Origin of the sequence: Pseudomonas sp. NFACC43, assembly GCF_900119645.1 — a bacterium.
Lineage (GTDB): Bacteria > Pseudomonadota > Gammaproteobacteria > Pseudomonadales > Pseudomonadaceae > Aquipseudomonas.
Genome location: NZ_FPKK01000012.1, coordinates 157,580 through 172,558 on the forward strand (window position 1 = coordinate 157,580; position 14,979 = coordinate 172,558).

Annotated in this window: 15 protein-coding genes and 1 pseudogene; 11 read left to right on the plus strand and 5 right to left on the minus strand. The window is 63.1% G+C overall.

The genetic code is table 11. The features are described 5' to 3' along the window. Positions 1-10: 10 nt before the first annotated feature. Complete coding sequence (locus tag BT179_RS20175; protein ID WP_003180553.1) at positions 11-778, plus strand: SDR family oxidoreductase; 768 nt, start codon at positions 11-13, stop codon at positions 776-778. A 236-nt stretch (positions 779-1,014) separates the two neighbouring features. Beyond that, complete coding sequence (locus tag BT179_RS20180; protein WP_072431466.1) at positions 1,015-2,130, plus strand: Gfo/Idh/MocA family protein; 1,116 nt, start codon at positions 1,015-1,017, stop codon at positions 2,128-2,130. Positions 2,131-2,312: 182 nt separating this feature from the next. Here the strand turns inward: BT179_RS20180 and BT179_RS20185 are convergent, their stop codons facing one another. Both BT179_RS20185 and BT179_RS20190 read right to left on the minus strand, forming a co-directional pair. After that, positions 2,313-3,755 (minus strand): FAD/NAD(P)-binding protein, encoded by a 1,443-nt coding sequence (locus BT179_RS20185; RefSeq protein ID WP_072431465.1) that lies wholly within the window; start codon positions 3,753-3,755, stop codon positions 2,313-2,315. Positions 3,756-3,769: 14 nt separating this feature from the next. After that, positions 3,770-4,333: a helix-turn-helix domain-containing protein gene (locus BT179_RS20190; protein ID WP_072396247.1), complete on the minus strand. Its 564-nt coding sequence runs from the start codon at positions 4,331-4,333 to the stop codon at positions 3,770-3,772. Positions 4,334-4,349: 16 nt separating this feature from the next. Here BT179_RS20190 and BT179_RS20195 point away from each other — a divergent pair. The 7 genes and pseudogenes from BT179_RS20195 (at position 4,350) to BT179_RS20225 (ending at position 11,700) form a co-directional block, all read left to right on the plus strand. Then, positions 4,350-5,352 (plus strand): annotated as a pseudogene (locus BT179_RS20195) (DMT family transporter). Positions 5,353-5,633: 281 nt separating this feature from the next. Further along, positions 5,634-8,558 (plus strand): monovalent cation/H+ antiporter subunit A, encoded by a 2,925-nt coding sequence (locus BT179_RS20200; protein WP_072431463.1) that lies wholly within the window; start codon positions 5,634-5,636, stop codon positions 8,556-8,558. Further along, on the plus strand, positions 8,558-8,902 hold the full coding sequence (locus BT179_RS20205; protein ID WP_030141296.1) for a Na+/H+ antiporter subunit C: 345 nt from the start codon (positions 8,558-8,560) through the stop codon (positions 8,900-8,902). The genes BT179_RS20200 and BT179_RS20205 overlap by 1 nt, the downstream gene beginning before the upstream one ends. Beyond that, the gene (locus tag BT179_RS20210; RefSeq protein ID WP_072431462.1) at positions 8,899-10,581 is read left to right on the plus strand and encodes a monovalent cation/H+ antiporter subunit D; all 1,683 of its coding nucleotides are present in this window, start codon (positions 8,899-8,901) and stop codon (positions 10,579-10,581) included. Before BT179_RS20205 ends, BT179_RS20210 begins: the two co-directional genes overlap by 4 nt. After that, entirely contained in the window at positions 10,578-11,066 is a 489-nt protein-coding gene (locus tag BT179_RS20215; RefSeq protein WP_072431461.1) for a Na+/H+ antiporter subunit E, read from the plus strand. Before BT179_RS20210 ends, BT179_RS20215 begins: the two co-directional genes overlap by 4 nt. Further along, entirely contained in the window at positions 11,063-11,341 is a 279-nt protein-coding gene (locus tag BT179_RS20220; protein ID WP_072396188.1) for a K+/H+ antiporter subunit F, read from the plus strand. Before BT179_RS20215 ends, BT179_RS20220 begins: the two co-directional genes overlap by 4 nt. Further along, positions 11,338-11,700, plus strand: coding sequence for a Na+/H+ antiporter subunit G (locus BT179_RS20225; RefSeq protein WP_072396186.1), 363 nt, complete (start codon positions 11,338-11,340; stop codon positions 11,698-11,700). The genes BT179_RS20220 and BT179_RS20225 overlap by 4 nt, the downstream gene beginning before the upstream one ends. A gap of 13 nt (positions 11,701-11,713) precedes the next feature. On the opposite strand, the gene BT179_RS20230 is transcribed toward BT179_RS20225, so the two are convergent. From BT179_RS20230 to BT179_RS20240, 3 genes are all read right to left on the minus strand, one after another. Further along, entirely contained in the window at positions 11,714-12,151 is a 438-nt protein-coding gene (locus BT179_RS20230) for a DUF3995 domain-containing protein (protein WP_072396184.1), read from the minus strand. A 137-nt stretch (positions 12,152-12,288) separates the two neighbouring features. Beyond that, positions 12,289-13,299: an ABC transporter substrate-binding protein gene (locus BT179_RS20235; RefSeq protein ID WP_072431460.1), complete on the minus strand. Its 1,011-nt coding sequence runs from the start codon at positions 13,297-13,299 to the stop codon at positions 12,289-12,291. A gap of 189 nt (positions 13,300-13,488) precedes the next feature. After that, complete coding sequence (locus BT179_RS20240) at positions 13,489-13,938, minus strand: hypothetical protein (protein ID WP_072431459.1); 450 nt, start codon at positions 13,936-13,938, stop codon at positions 13,489-13,491. A 427-nt stretch (positions 13,939-14,365) separates the two neighbouring features. Between BT179_RS20240 and BT179_RS20245 the strand changes: the two genes are divergently transcribed. After that, positions 14,366-14,602: a hypothetical protein gene (locus BT179_RS20245; RefSeq protein WP_072396178.1), complete on the plus strand. Its 237-nt coding sequence runs from the start codon at positions 14,366-14,368 to the stop codon at positions 14,600-14,602. Positions 14,603-14,700: 98 nt separating this feature from the next. Next, a complete protein-coding gene (locus BT179_RS20250) occupies positions 14,701-14,937 on the plus strand; it encodes a DUF2789 family protein (RefSeq protein ID WP_072396176.1) in 237 nt (78 codons plus the stop codon). Positions 14,938-14,979 lie beyond the last annotated feature (42 nt).

Below are 14,979 nucleotides of genomic sequence, written 5' to 3' on the forward strand. Positions count from 1 at the left end.
AGGAAACAGCATGTCCAAGACCCAGTTGTTCGACCTCGACGGTAAAATCGCCTTCGTTTCCGGCGCCAGCCGTGGCATCGGCGAAGCCATCGCCAAACTGCTGGCCCAGCAAGGCGCCCACGTGATCGTTTCCAGCCGCAAGCTCGACGGTTGCCAGCACGTCGCCGATGCGATCATCGCCGCTGGCGGCAAGGCCACCGCCATCGCCTGCCACATCGGTGAAATGGAACAGATCAGCCAGGTGTTCGCCGGCATCCGCGAACAGTTCGGGCGCCTGGACATCCTGGTGAACAACGCGGCCACCAACCCGCAGTTCTGCAACGTGCTGGACACCGACCTGGGTGCGTTCCAGAAAACCGTCGATGTGAATATCCGCGGCTATTTCTTCATGTCGGTGGAAGCCGGCAAGCTGATGCGCGAGAACGGTGGCGGCAGCATCATCAACGTCGCGTCGATCAATGGCATTTCCCCGGGCATCTTCCAGGGCATCTATTCGGTGACCAAGGCGGCGGTGATCAACATGACCAAGGTCTTCGCCAAGGAATGCGCGCAATTCGGCATCCGTTGCAACGCCCTGCTGCCGGGCCTGACCGACACCAAGTTCGCCTCGGCACTGGTCAAGAACGACGCCATCCTGAAAACCGCCCTGGCGCAGATCCCCCTCAAGCGCGTGGCCGACCCGAGCGAAATGGCCGGCGCGGTGCTGTACCTGGCCAGCGATGCGTCGAGCTACACCACAGGTGTGGCGTTGAATGTGGATGGTGGGTTCCTGTCCTGATAGCGAGCGCGCCATGCAAGACCTGTGAGAACCCCCCTGTGGGAGCGAGCATGCTCGCGATGGCGTCGCATCAGTCACACCAGTACTGCTGACCCACCGCTTATCGCGAGCTAGCTCCTCCCACAAGTAATCCTCTGCGATCGCACAAATGAATATTTATTCCAGTATTTGCAATTTGAGAATATTTATTCCATAAAGAGCCCTTCTGAAAATAACAATTCAAAGGGCTCTTTCTCATGCGCGAACTCGGCATCGGTCTGATTGGCACCGGCTTCATGGGCCGTGCCCATGCCTTGGCGTTCCACAATGCCAAGGCAGTGTTCGACCTCCCCCTGAACCTGACACTCGCGGCCCTGGCCGACGCCGATCCACAGCGTGCCCGGCAGTGCGCCCAGAGTTGGGGGTTCGAGACGGCCCACAGCCACTGGCAGCGGCTGATCGACGACCCGAAGGTTCACCTGATCGCCATTACCACACCCAACCACCTGCACTTCCCGATGGCCATGGCGGCGTTGGCGGCGGGCAAGCCGGTCTATTGTGAAAAGCCCCTGGCGGTGTCCCTGGAACAGGCCGAGCAGATGCGCCAGGCGGCCAAGGGCGCAGGGGTGGTGACGCGGGTCGGCTACAACTACCAGCACAATCCGATCATCGGGCTGGCCCGGGACATGATCCAGCGCGGCGAACTGGGACAGATCATCAGCTTCCAGGGTGAGTTCAGCGAAGATTTCATGGCCGACCCGACCTCGCCGTGGTCATGGCGTTGCGAAGCGGCCCACGCTGGTGGCGCACTGGCAGACCTGGGCAGCCACTTGCTGGCCATGGCCCGGTACTTGTTGGGCGATGTCGAGGCCGTGTGCGCCGACAGCCAGACCGTGCATCACCAGCGCCCTGCCAGCGCCGGCAATGCCGAACAACGGGCCATCGCGGTGGACGACCATGTCCACGCACTGCTGCGCTTCGCCAATGGCGCCCGAGGCACGGTGAGCAGCAGTTGGCTCAAACATGGCTACAAGAACCACCTGAGCTTCGAGATCAGCGGCACCCTCGGCACGCTGGCATTCGATCAGGAGCGACTCAATGAGCTGCGCCTGTGTCGCGTCGGCCAGCCAGGCTTCCAGCGCCTGCTGGCCGGTCCGGACTTGCCCGGCTATGCCGCATTCAGCCCGGCCGCCGGACACCAGTTGGGCTACAACGAATTGAAGACGCTGGAGGTGCAGGAACTGATCATGACGCTGGCCGGCGAAGGCGGCAGCGGCACGGACTTCGACGAGGCCTGGGAAGTGGAGCGGCTGGCGGCGGCGATTCGGGTGGCGGCGCGGGAGCAGCGTTGGGTGAAGGTCAGCGAGCTATAACCCCTGACTTCAGTCCCCCCTGTTTGGTCCGGAGACATGGTTAACCGTGTGGCGAGGGGATTTATTCCCGTTGGGGTGCAAAGCGCCCCTAAAAATGCGTCCTTGGTGTGTCAGGCTAAATTTGGGGCCGCTGCGCGACCCAACGGGAATAAATCCCCTCGCCACAAGGGACCGTGTTCAACTCAAACCTGGGTTTGCAACTCAACCAACCGCGCCGCCAGCGCCTTGGCCTGGCTCGCCACGTCGGTCACGGCAGTGCTTTCCCACCACATCCCCCGCAACGGCGGCCCCATGGCGAACAGCCGCCGGGCGGGCGCTCCTTGGGCGTCCAGCACCGCACCGTCAGTCCGGGCGGCAATGCCCAGGGCCAACGGCCCCGGCTGGATCAGTCCGCGAGCCAGCAGCTGCTGCGGCAACGGTCGCGCCACGCGGCGCCAGTCATATTCAATACCGCTGGAGTTGATCAATGCCGCGCCCTGCACCACTGTCAGGCCGGCTTGTCCCCGGTGGCGGATGTGAATACCCACTGTGCCCTCGGGAGACGACGCCAGGCCCTTGAACGACGCCGCCTGGATCCGCAATCGCCCTTCCCCATGCAAACGCGCCACCAGCTCCGCGCTCAACGGCGGCGAACGATGGTGATGACTCTCCCACCATGGCCGGACATGCCGCACGAACTGCCGGCGCTGCACGTCACTGGCCTGGTTCCACAAACGCCCGATATGCGCACGCACCGTGTCCAGCGGCGCTTGCCAATCGATCCCCAGGGCCTGGGCCTGACGGCATTGCTCGCGCAGGGCCCGCATCAGTTGGCGGGGCGAACGCAGGCTGTGATCTTCAGCGAGGAAATCCACCCAGGCCGGTGGCTGGCGGCGCACGTGGGGCAGCAGGCCATGCCGGGAAAACACTTCGATCGGCCCCCGGTGCCCGGCCTGCTCCAGGGAGACCACGGCGTCGACCATGGTCAGTCCCGAGCCGATGATCAACACCGTGGACTGCGGGTCGAGCTGGCGCATCGCGGCCACATCCCAGGGATCCAGGGCCGCGGCATTCAAGCCGCTGGATTCGGTCTGCGGAGTGCGCGCCGCCGGGAACATGCCGGTGGCGAGCACGGCGAAACGGCCACGCAAGAGTTGGCCGTCGTCCAGCGTCACCATCACGGTATCGTCGGCAAGCCGCAGGTCCACGGCCTCCCCGCGCACGTGCTCGGCAGTCGAACCGTTTTGTGCGCCCAACTGGCGAGCCTCGGCCAGGCGCTGCTGCACATAGAGGCCGAATATCCCCCGGGGTGGGAACAATTCGCTGATCGGCACATGCTGTAGGCCCGACTCGGGCCAGCCGCCGGCTTCGATGAACGCGGTGAGCCATTGGGTCAGGTCATCGGCGTTGTCCGGGTCGACACTCATGCGCGCCGCGTTGCCGTTCAAGGTATGGCCCGGTTCCACGGCACTGTAGGCTTCGCCCCGGCCCAGTTCACTGCGCGGCTCGACGATCAGCACCTCGCGCCGGCCCGGCAGGCGCAGTAACTGCGCGGCCAGCATGGCACCGCTCAGGCCGCCGCCAATGATCAGGATCTCGGCTTCGCGGATGAGGTCGCGCCCCTGTCGCTCCAACGTTGTGTCCATACCGATCTCCAGGGTCAAATCACCACGTTGCGTACGAATCTCGCCGCCACCGGGCCATCGTTTCGATAGGCATGGGGCTGGTTGCTGGCGAACATGAAAAACTCACCGGCACCGATCCGGCGTTCATCACTGCCCAACAGCAGCGTCAGGCATCCCTCGAATACGTAGAGTTGCTCGCTCCAGCCATCGTTGTCGGGCTCGGACTGATAAGACTCGCCGGGCTCCAGGCGCCACTCCCACAGTTCCACCTCACGGGTGGCCGTGGCCTTGGCCAGGAGCACGGCCTTGCTGCCGGGGATCGCGCCGGCCCAGGCCAACTCATCGATCCGGCTGGGATCCCGGGCATCGGGGGCCTGGATCAGATCGCTGAAGGCGACGTCCAGGGCTTCGGCGACCCGGTCCAGGGTGGTCAGGCTGACATTCTTTTCCCCGGCCTCGATGGCGACCAGCATCCGCCGGCTCACCCCGGACAGTTGCGCCAGCGCGGTCTGGCTGAGTTGCGCGGCATGGCGCAAGCGCCGGACATTCTGGCTGACGTGTTGCAGGACGGATGCCCGCTGGCCGTGATCTTTATGCACTGGGATTGCTCGTTCCATGGGGTTGCGCACTATACTGCTCAACTTTCGGACGCATTGTGCGTCCGCCTCCATTGGCGCGCAAGGTCATGACATCGGTGAATTCCCCACAGGCTCCCTCCCGTTTCCTGCAGCTCAGCAAGGCTGAATGCGTGCTGGTGCTGATCACCATGATCTGGGGTGGGACCTTCCTGCTGGTCCAGCACGCCATGACGGTCAGCGGCCCGATGTTCTTCGTCGGCCTGCGATTCGCCGCCGCGGCGGCATTCGTCGCCTTGTTCTCCTGGCGTCACCTGCGCGACCTGACTCTGTTCGAACTCAAGGCCGGCGCTTTCATCGGCGTGGCGATCATGCTCGGCTACGGCTTGCAGACCGTGGGCCTGCAAAGCATTCCCAGCAGCCAGTCGGCGTTCATCACCGCGCTCTATGTTCCCTTCGTGCCGCTGTTGCAGTGGCTGGTGCTGGGCCGCAGGCCAGGCTTGATGCCCAGCATCGGCATCATGCTGGCGTTCACGGGGCTTTTGCTGGTATCGGGCCCCGCCGGTGCCTCGCTGAACTTCAGCCCCGGAGAGATCGCCACGCTCATCAGCGCCATCGCGATTGCCGCCGAAATCATCCTGATCAGCACTTACGCCGGCCAGGTCGATGTGCGTCGCGTTACCGTGGTGCAACTGGCGAGCACGGCGGTGCTGGCATTTTCGATGGTAGTACCGACCCAGGAAACGATCCCGGACTTTTCCTGGTTCCTGCTGTTCAGTGCAGCAGGGTTGGGCGCGGCCAGCGCGGCGATCCAGGTGGCGATGAACTGGGCGCAGAGAAGCGTCTCGCCTACCCGTGCCACATTGATCTACGCCGGTGAACCGGTGTGGGCCGGCATCGCCGGGCGCCTGGCGGGCGAGCGGTTGCCGGCGATTGCGCTGGTGGGTGCCGGGCTGATCGTGGCGGCGGTGATCGTCAGCGAACTGAAGACCCGGAACAAGGATGCCGTCGTGGTGGATGAGGTGCCCGAGGGCGAGAGTTGAGGCATCGCCCGAACGTCGGAAAGACCTGTCCAAGGCGCAAGCGTCTTCTACGCCAGGCTCGGACCATCCCCGGCGATCATTGAACGGGGATGAGGCACTCCGGGGCCGGAGTGCGGATTCTTTTCAAGGCGCCTGCCCTGGCAACGCTCACCGCTTCCAGGCTGAAACACCACAAAACAGGAAAACTCCGTCTACCTTGTAGGATTCTGCGACACCCTCGCGGTTGGTGATCCGGGATGCGCCACGTATGATCCCAACCTGAACCCGCCGAATAGAAGCCTATGTCTCTGATAGTTCTATTACTTTTGCCCTTCATCGGCAGCTGTGTCGCGGCGCTGCTGCCGCACAACGCCCGTAACGCCGAATCGGTGCTGGCTGGCCTGGTGGCCCTGGTCGGTACTGTCCAGGTGGCACTGCTGTATCCGCAGATCGTCGACGGTGGCGTGATCCGTGAGCATTATTCATGGCTGCCCAGCCTGGGCCTGGACTTCGTGCTGCGCCTGGACGGTTTCGCCTGGCTGTTTTCCCTGCTGGTACTGGGTATCGGCACGCTGGTTTCGCTGTATGCCCGCTATTACATGTCGCCGGATGATCCGGTGCCGCGCTTCTTCGCATTCCTGTTGGCGTTCATGGGCGCCATGCTCGGACTGGTGATCTCCGGCAACCTGATCCAGATCGTGTTTTTCTGGGAGTTGACCAGCCTGTTCTCGTTCCTGCTGATCGGCTACTGGCACCACCGCGCCGATGCCCGGCGCGGCGCCTACATGGCCTTGATGGTGACAGGGGCCGGCGGGCTGTGCCTGCTGGCGGGAGTGATGCTGCTCGGCCATGTGGTCGGCAGCTACGACCTGGACAAGGTCCTGGCCGCCGGCAATATCATCCGTGACCACGCTCTCTACCCCATTCTCTTGCCGCTGATCCTGATCGGCGCCCTGAGCAAAAGCGCTCAGTTTCCCTTCCATTTCTGGCTGCCCCACGCCATGGCCGCGCCCACGCCGGTATCGGCCTACCTGCACTCGGCGACCATGGTCAAGGCCGGGGTTTTCCTGCTGGCACGGTTGTGGCCGTCGTTGTCGGGCAGCGAAGAGTGGTTCTACATCGTCGGCGGCGCGGGGGCCTGCACCTTGCTGCTGGGCGCCTATTGCGCGATGTTCCAGAACGACCTCAAGGGACTGCTGGCCTATTCCACCATCAGCCACCTGGGGCTGATCACCCTGCTGCTGGGCCTGAACAGTCCGCTGGCCGCCGTGGCGGCGGTCTTCCATATCCTCAACCACGCCACCTTCAAGGCCTCGTTGTTCATGGCCGCCGGGATCATCGACCACGAAAGCGGCACCCGGGATATCCGTAAGCTCAGCGGCCTGGTCCGGCTGATTCCGTTCACCGCCACCCTGGCCATGGTGGCCAGCGCGGCAATGGCCGGGGTGCCATTGCTCAACGGCTTCCTGTCCAAGGAGATGTTCTTCGCCGAGACGGTGTTCATTTCCGCCACGGCCTGGATCGAACTGTCGCTGCCAATCATCGCCACCATTGCCGGTACCTTCAGCGTCGCCTATTCCTTGCGCTTTACCGTGGACGTGTTCTTCGGGCCCACCGCCACCGACCTGCCCCATACCCCCCACGAACCGCCGCGCTGGATGCGGGCGCCAGTGGAGCTGTTGGTATTCACCTGCCTGCTGGTGGGAATCTTCCCGGTCCAGGTGGTCGGTTCGCTGCTTGCCGCGGCCGCGTTGCCGGTGCTCGGTGGCCCGCTGCCCTCGTACAGCCTGGCGATCTGGCATGGCCTGAACGCGCCGATGATCATGAGCCTGGTGGCAATGTCCGGCGGCATCGTGCTGTACCTGCTGCTGCGCCAGCAACTCAAGCGCGGGCAGATCAAGCGACCGCCCCTCATCGGCCGGCTCAGCGGCAAGCGCTTGTTCGAACGCAGCCTGGTGCTGATGATGCGCCAGAGCCGTCGGCTGGAACGGAAAATCAGTACCCGGAGGCTGCAGGCGCAACTGTTCCTGCTGGTGCTGGTCGCGGTGTTGGCCGGACTGATTCCGATGTCGCACGGCACGCTGGTCTGGGGCGACCGGCCGAAGATTCCCGGCTCCATCGTCTTCGTCACCCTGTGGTTGCTGGCAATCGCCTGCGCCTTGGGCGCGGCCTGGCAAGCCAAGTACCACCGGCTCGCGGCCCTGACCATGGTCAGCGTCTGCGGCCTGATGACCTGCGTTACCTTTGTCTGGTTCTCGGCGCCCGACCTGGCCTTGACTCAACTGGTGGTCGAGGTGGTGACCACGGTGCTGATCCTGCTCGGCCTGCGTTGGCTGCCCCGGCGGATCGAGGACGCATCGCCCCTGCCCAACAGCGAACGACGCGCGCGGGTGCGCCGTTTGCGCGACCTGTTGCTGTCCATCGCGGTAGGCGGCGGCATGGCCTTGCTGTCCTATGCGATGCTGACGCGCCAGACCCCCAACGACATTTCCTCGTTCTACCTCAGCCGGGCCTTGCCTGAAGGTGGCGGCAGCAATGTGGTGAACGTGATGCTGGTGGATTTCCGCGGCTTCGATACCCTGGGCGAAATCACCGTACTGGTGGCGGTCGCCCTGGCCGTATTCGCGCTGCTACGGCGGTTCCGACCACCGAAGGAAAGCATGCAGTTGCCGGCGCAACAGCGCCTGCTGGCGCCGGACGTGGTCACCGACCTGGTCAACCCACGGCATGCCAGCGACACCGCGCTGGGCTTCATGATGGTGCCGTCGGTGCTGGTGCGCCTGCTGCTGCCGATTGCCCTGGTGGTGTCGTTCTACCTGTTCATGCGCGGCCACAACCAGCCGGGAGGTGGCTTCGTCGCCGGGTTGGTGATGTCGGTGGCGTTCATCCTGCAGTACATGGTGGCCGGCACCCAGTGGGTCGAGGCCCAGATGAGCCTGCGGCCATTGCGCTGGATGGGCACCGGGCTGCTGTTCGCCACGACCACCGGCCTTGGGGCGATGCTGGTCGGCTACCCCTTCCTGACCACCCACACCTGGCACTTCGAACTGCCGCTGCTGGGGGATATCCACCTGGCCAGTGCCCTGTTCTTCGACATCGGCGTGTATGCCGTGGTGGTCGGTTCGACCCTGTTGATTCTCACTGCCCTGGCCCACCAGTCGGTGCGGGCCCATAAACCGGGCCTGCAGCCCAAGCCCGTGGCACACACCGGAACAGGAGCCGCCTGATGGAAGAAGTCATCGCAATCGCAATCGGCGTATTGGCCGCCTCCGGAGTCTGGCTGGTATTGCGGCCCCGGACCTTCCAGGTGGTCATGGGGCTGTGCCTGCTCTCCTATGGCGTCAACCTGTTCATCTTCAGCATGGGCAGCCTGTTCATCGGCAAGGAGCCGATCATCAAGGACGGCGTGCCCCAGAACCTGTTGCACTACACCGACCCGTTGCCCCAGGCCCTGGTGCTGACCGCCATCGTGATCAGTTTCGCCATGACTGCGCTGTTCCTGGTGGTGTTGCTGGCTTCCCGGGGCCTGACCGGCACCGACCATGTGGACGGCCGGGAGCCCAGGGAATGATGTTGACGCCTCACCTGATCGCCGCCCCCATCCTGCTGCCGCTGCTGACCGCCGCATTGATGCTGATGCTGGGCGAGAAGCATCGCCCGCTCAAGGCCCGGATCAACCTGTTCTCCAGCCTCCTGGGCCTGGGTATCGCCGTGCTGTTGCTGGGCTGGACCCAGGACCAGGCCCTGCCCGCCTCCATCGGCGTGTACCTGCCGGGCAACTGGCAGGCGCCCTTCGGTATCGTGTTGGTGGTCGATCGGCTGTCGGCCCTGATGCTGGTGCTGACCGGCATCATCGGCGTATGCACCCTGCTGTTCGCCACGGCCCGCTGGCACGGCGCTGGCGCAAGCTTCCACGCGCTGTTCCAGATCCAGCTGATGGGCCTCTACGGCGCCTTCCTCACGGCGGACCTGTTCAACCTGTTCGTGTTCTTCGAAGTGCTGCTGGCCGCGTCCTACGGTTTGCTCCTGCACGGCTCGGGACGGGCACGGGTGTCGTCGGGGCTGCATTACATTTCCATCAACCTGCTGGCCTCCTCGCTGTTCCTGATCGGTGCGGCGCTGATCTATGGCGTCACCGGCACCCTGAACATGGCCGACCTGGCCCTGAAAGTACCGCTGGTACCGGAAGCCGATCGAGGCCTGCTGCATGCCGGCGCGGCGATCCTGGCCGTGGCGTTCCTGGCCAAGGCCGGCATGTGGCCGCTGAACTTCTGGCTGGTGCCGGCCTACAGTGCCGCCAGCGCTCCGGTGGCGGCACTGTTCGCGATCATGACCAAGGTGGGCATCTACACCCTGCTTCGCCTGTGGACACTGCTGTTCTCCGGCCAGGCCGGTGCCTCGGCCTATTTCGGCGGCGACTGGCTGATCTACGCAGGCATGGCCACCATCGTTTGCGCGGCCATCGCCATCCTCGCGGCCCAGCGGCTGGAGCGCATGGCCAGCCTGAGCATCCTGGTATCGGCCGGCATCCTGCTGTCGGCCATCGGGTTCGCCCAGCCCAACCTGGTGGGCGCGGCGCTGTTCTACCTGGTGAGCTCGACCCTGGCGCTTTGTGCGCTGTTCCTGCTGGCCGAACTGATCGAACGCTCGCGTTCGGCCAACGAACTGCCCCTGGAAGACGAGTTCGATACGTTGCCTCGGCCGCTGGAATCCCTGCAACCGCCCAAGGGCACCAACCTCGATGACGAACAGAAGGCCGTGGTCGGGCAAGTGATACCCTGGACCCTGGCGTTCCTCGGTTTGAGTTTCATCGCGTGTACCTTGCTGGTGGTGGGCATGCCGCCGCTGTCGGGCTTCATCGGCAAGCTGGGCCTGTTGAACGCACTGCTCAATCCCCAGGGTCTTGGAACCAGTGGCGGCCCCATCTCGTATCAGGCATGGGGGCTGCTGGCCTTGCTGATCCTGTCCGGCCTGGCCTCGCTGGTCGCCTTCTCGCGCCTGGGGATCCAGCGCTTCTGGACGCCCAAGGAGCGGCCATCGCCGTTGCTGAGGCCGTTCGAATGCCTGCCGATCATCGTTCTGCTGGGCCTGGGAATCGGACTGACCTTCAAGGCCGAGGCGCTGTTGCGCTACACCCAGGAGGCTGCCCAGGCACTGAACAATCCGGAACATTATGTGATGTCGGTGCTTTCCACCCGCGCCATTCCCAGCCCCGACGCCAGCACGGCGTCACGGGAGGTGCAGCCATGAAACGCCTGTTTCCCGCACCCTGGCTGTCCCTGGCACTCTGGGGACTGTGGCTGGCGTTGAACCTGACGGTCAGCCCCGGCCATCTGCTGCTGGGGGCGGCGCTGGGCTTTCTCGCGCCGCTGATGATGCGTCCGCTGCGCCCGCGGCCCATTCGTATCCGACGCCCCGGCACGGTGCTTCGGCTGTTCCTGCTGGTGGGCCGCGACGTGCTGCTGTCCAACCTGGCAGTGGCCTGGAGCGTGCTGAACGCCGGACGGCGCCCACCTCGCTCGTGCTTCGTCAAGGTGCCGCTGGATCTGCATGACGCCAATGGCCTGGCCGCGCTGTCGATGATCACCACGGTCATCCCCGGGACAGTCTGGTCGGAACTGGCACTGGACCGCAGCATCCTGCTGATGCACGTGTTCGATCTGCAAGACGAAGCGTCGTTCATCGCCCACTTCAAGGCCACCTATGAGCGCCCCTTGATGGAGATTTTCCAATGAGCCCGTTCCTGTCCAACTCGATCCTGTTGAGTCTTTTCCTGTTCTCCCTGGCGATGGTGCTGACCCTGGTGCGACTGTTCAAGGGCCCATCGGCACAGGATCGGGTACTGGCCCTGGATTATCTCTACATCATTGCGATGCTGATGATGCTGGTGCTGGGCATTCGTTATGCCAGCGACACCTACTTCGAAGCGGCGTTGCTGATCGCCCTGTTCGGCTTTGTCGGTTCGTTCGCCCTGGCCAAGTTCCTGCTGCGTGGGGAGGTGATCGAATGAATGGCCAATTGTCGATGTGGGTCGAAGCCGCAGTGGCGATCCTGCTGGTGCTCAGCAGCCTGTTCGCCCTGGTCGGAGCCGTTGGCCTGGTGCGGCTCAAGGATTATTTCCAGCGCATGCATCCTCCGGCGCTGGCTTCGACCCTGGGCGCCTGGTGCGTGGCACTGGCCTCGATCCTGTATTTCTCGGCGCTCAAGTCCGGGCCGGTGCTGCATGCCTGGCTGATCCCGATCCTGCTGTCGATCACCGTACCGGTGACCACCCTGCTGCTGGCCCGGGCGGCGTTGTTCCGCAAGCGCATGGCCGGGGATGATGTGCCGGCGGAAGTGAGCAGCAGGCGGACAGGATCCGACAGTTAGCCGGTGACCCGACTCAGGCCCAGGCCACCGTCAACAACCCGGCCCCGAGCACGACGCACAAGGGCGAGTAGATCCAGGTGTCGAGCCTGGCGAACGTCGAATCCTTGACCTCCTTGAAGAAGCCCACCAGGTTCGACTCGCCAATGGCCCGGGCGAACATCAGCAAGGCGATCGCGCTGATCAGCCACTGGAGCGCCCGATGAGTGACCGGCGGCGCCAGCAGACCGACCCGCAGGCTTACCAGCAGCGCGATCAACAGCAGTCCCAGGGCGACCAGCAGCGTCAACCAGCCCGATGGATCGAACGCCGGGCGCAGCGCCTGTCCGTGCTGCACCGGCACCTGGGGCACCACCGCCAGGGCGGCCCAGCGTCCGCCCAGGGCCCAATACATATGGATCAAGCTGATGGCCGCGAAAACCGCGACCAGCGACCGAGCCAATAACAGCGTCATTCGCCAGTCTCCTGGAAAAGGTTGAACATTCATCCTAGCTCGAATTTGATATTTCGCTGGACCGGCGCAGATTGCCAGCTTCGCGCGAAACCCTCATTGCTCAGGATCAAGAGTTCAACCCGCCGCCAGGCGAATGCCTACAGCCCCGCCGCCACCTTGTCCGCCACATCCTTGGGCAGCCAGGCCTGCCAGACCTGTGGATGGGCCTTGAGGAAAGCCTCGGCGGCTTCGCGCGGGGGCATGCGTTTTTCGCTCATGTCCGCCAGGGCCTTGTTCAACGGATCGATGGGCAGGTCGACCTTGCTGAAGAACTCGGCGATGTCCGGATACTGTTTCTGGAACGGGGTCGATACGCCGATGGACAGTTTCGAGGCCAGGGAGCGGGTCGGCCTGGGATTGGGGTTGTCGGCATCGGTCAGGGTTTTCCAGGCCTCGGCATCGAATGGCGGCTCCTCCAGCTGCACCAGCTTGAACTTTCCAAGCAGGGGCGTGGGCGACCAGTAATAGAACAGGATCGGCTTGCCTCGGCGAATCGAGGACGTGATCTCCGCATCCAGCGCCGCACCGGAACCGCTGCGGAAGTTGACGAAACTGTCGGCCAGGCCATAGGCCTTGAGCTTCTGTTTGTTGACCACCTCGGAAGTCCAGCCGATGGGGCTGTTGAGGAAACGCCCCTTGTCCGGACTCTCCGGATCCTTGAACACATGTTTGTATCGCGCCAGGTCGCTGACGCTGCGCAGGTCCGGCGCCAGGGGCTTGATACCCTTGGCCGGGTCGCCCTTGATGACGTACTCGGGTACCCACCAGCCTTCGGTCGCGCCTTTGACCGTATCGCCCAAGGCGACCACCTTGCCTTCGGCCTCGGCCTTGACCCACACAGGACTGCGTCCGGCCCATTCTTCCCCGATCACCTGGATGTCGTTGTTGGCCAGGGCGGTTTCCAGGGTAATGGTGGTGCCCGGCAATGTATCGGTTTTCAGGCCGTAGCCCTTCTCCACGATGATCCGCAGGATATCGGTGATCAGGCTGCCACTTTCCCAGTTCAAGTCGGCGAAGTGGATCGGCGCGGATGCGGCCGATGCCGGGAGTGGTGAAACCAACACAGCGAAGGTGGCCCAGGCAGCCAGCCACTGTCGAACTCGTTTCATGCATTGCACCTCATGCCAGACACAGCGATAGCTGAACGATCCTGCGTAACCGAACGCAAGCGTGTGAATAGTTCAGTCAACTGACTGTAGCCGAGGTTCCAGCGAGATCTTGTGAAAACTGTTACCGGCGTGGAAGTTGGGAACTTGCGCAGCCCCGCTTCCTACATTTTTTCACCGGCCTTGCATCTGTCATTCACTGGCCTTGAATGTCACGAGTTCACCCTTGCGCCACTTCGCGGCTTTGGCGGTGACGGCCTTCAGGGTCTTGGTCAAGCCTTCCTGCAATTGTTCGCGCGCCGCGAACACGGTGACCACGCTATGGCCTTCCTTGAACAGGATCGCCTCGCCCCCCGGCGTCGTTACAAACGCATAGTCGCCAAGTCCATAGACCGTGAGCTTGATCTCGCGAAACCTGATTTCAAACTTGCCGCCTTCACGACTTGGCAACACCGCCGCGCGAAAATGGTCACCGACCTTGAGCTCGAGCCTTTGCTTGTCATCGACCACCAGGGCCGATTCGGTATCGATTTCGGCGACATAGATACCTTCGGCGGTCTGCTCGGTGATGTAGACGAAACGCGACTGAAAGAGTTTGACCAGTTTTGCCCGAAGGTCACCCAGTACAAATAACGCATGCATGTCGAGATTACTTACTGCCAAGGAAACATCCCCATCTTTGAAAATGGTCCGTTCCACACAACGGACGGACCACAAGAACCCGTGCCGACTGTATCGTCGCAATGGACCTGTCACTGAAATTCGAAGTGAACGGCGTACCCTGTCCCAGGGCGAGAGAAGACTAAAGGATTGCCACTCTCGCCGCCTTTCCCAAGGAGCGTCAGGGGCTGAAGGAAATCTCCACTCTGCACATCGGAAAAGGTCGGACTACTAACTTTAGGGAAATTTCAGACTTAAAAAAGCATTTTTCTGACATCGAGCCTGAAAAAAATTGCTTTAGATAGGCACCACCGTCCATACGGTGCTGCCGATTCTAGAGCAGCCGTGGGCACGGAGACTACTTGAAATACCCGGCAATTCGTCGGTAAGCCATAGAAAAGGAATTCACATGGACGCCTTCACAACCCCGATCCAACCCGCCACGCCTCGCAACCTCGCCCCCCATGAGCCCCTCGGCGGGGCCGATGACCTCAAGGTTGGCCTGTTTCAACCGCGTTATCGGGTCGTCCTGGCCGGCAAGTGTTTTTTCCATATTGAAGAAACATCAACCGGACGTGTAAGAGGTTTCCGCGCTGATCATAACGAAGCCTGCTACCTGGCCAGGCACCTCGAACAGAGCGCTTGAACATCGGGACACAAGCGATAGAACTCCTGGCGCCCGCTTGCCTCAGATAAAGGAGTGCAACCCAGCGCCATCCCGGCGCACGCCCAAAGGAGAATCCCATGGAACAGCCCTCTCACGAACTTTCGACCCTGTTCGATCAACTGGGCCTGCCCTCGGACGGCAAAGCCATCGACGATTTCATCATGGCGCATCCGCTGGCGCCGGAGACCAAGCTGGTGGAAGCCGACTTCTGGTCGGATCAACAGAAAGACCTGCTCAGGGAGTGGTTGCTGGCCGATGGCGAAGAGGCCGTGCTGGTGGACCAACTGAACGTGCGCCTGCATGACGGCAAATAATCACGACGCCAACTGAATGAAGCGCCCCGTGGGAGCGAACGT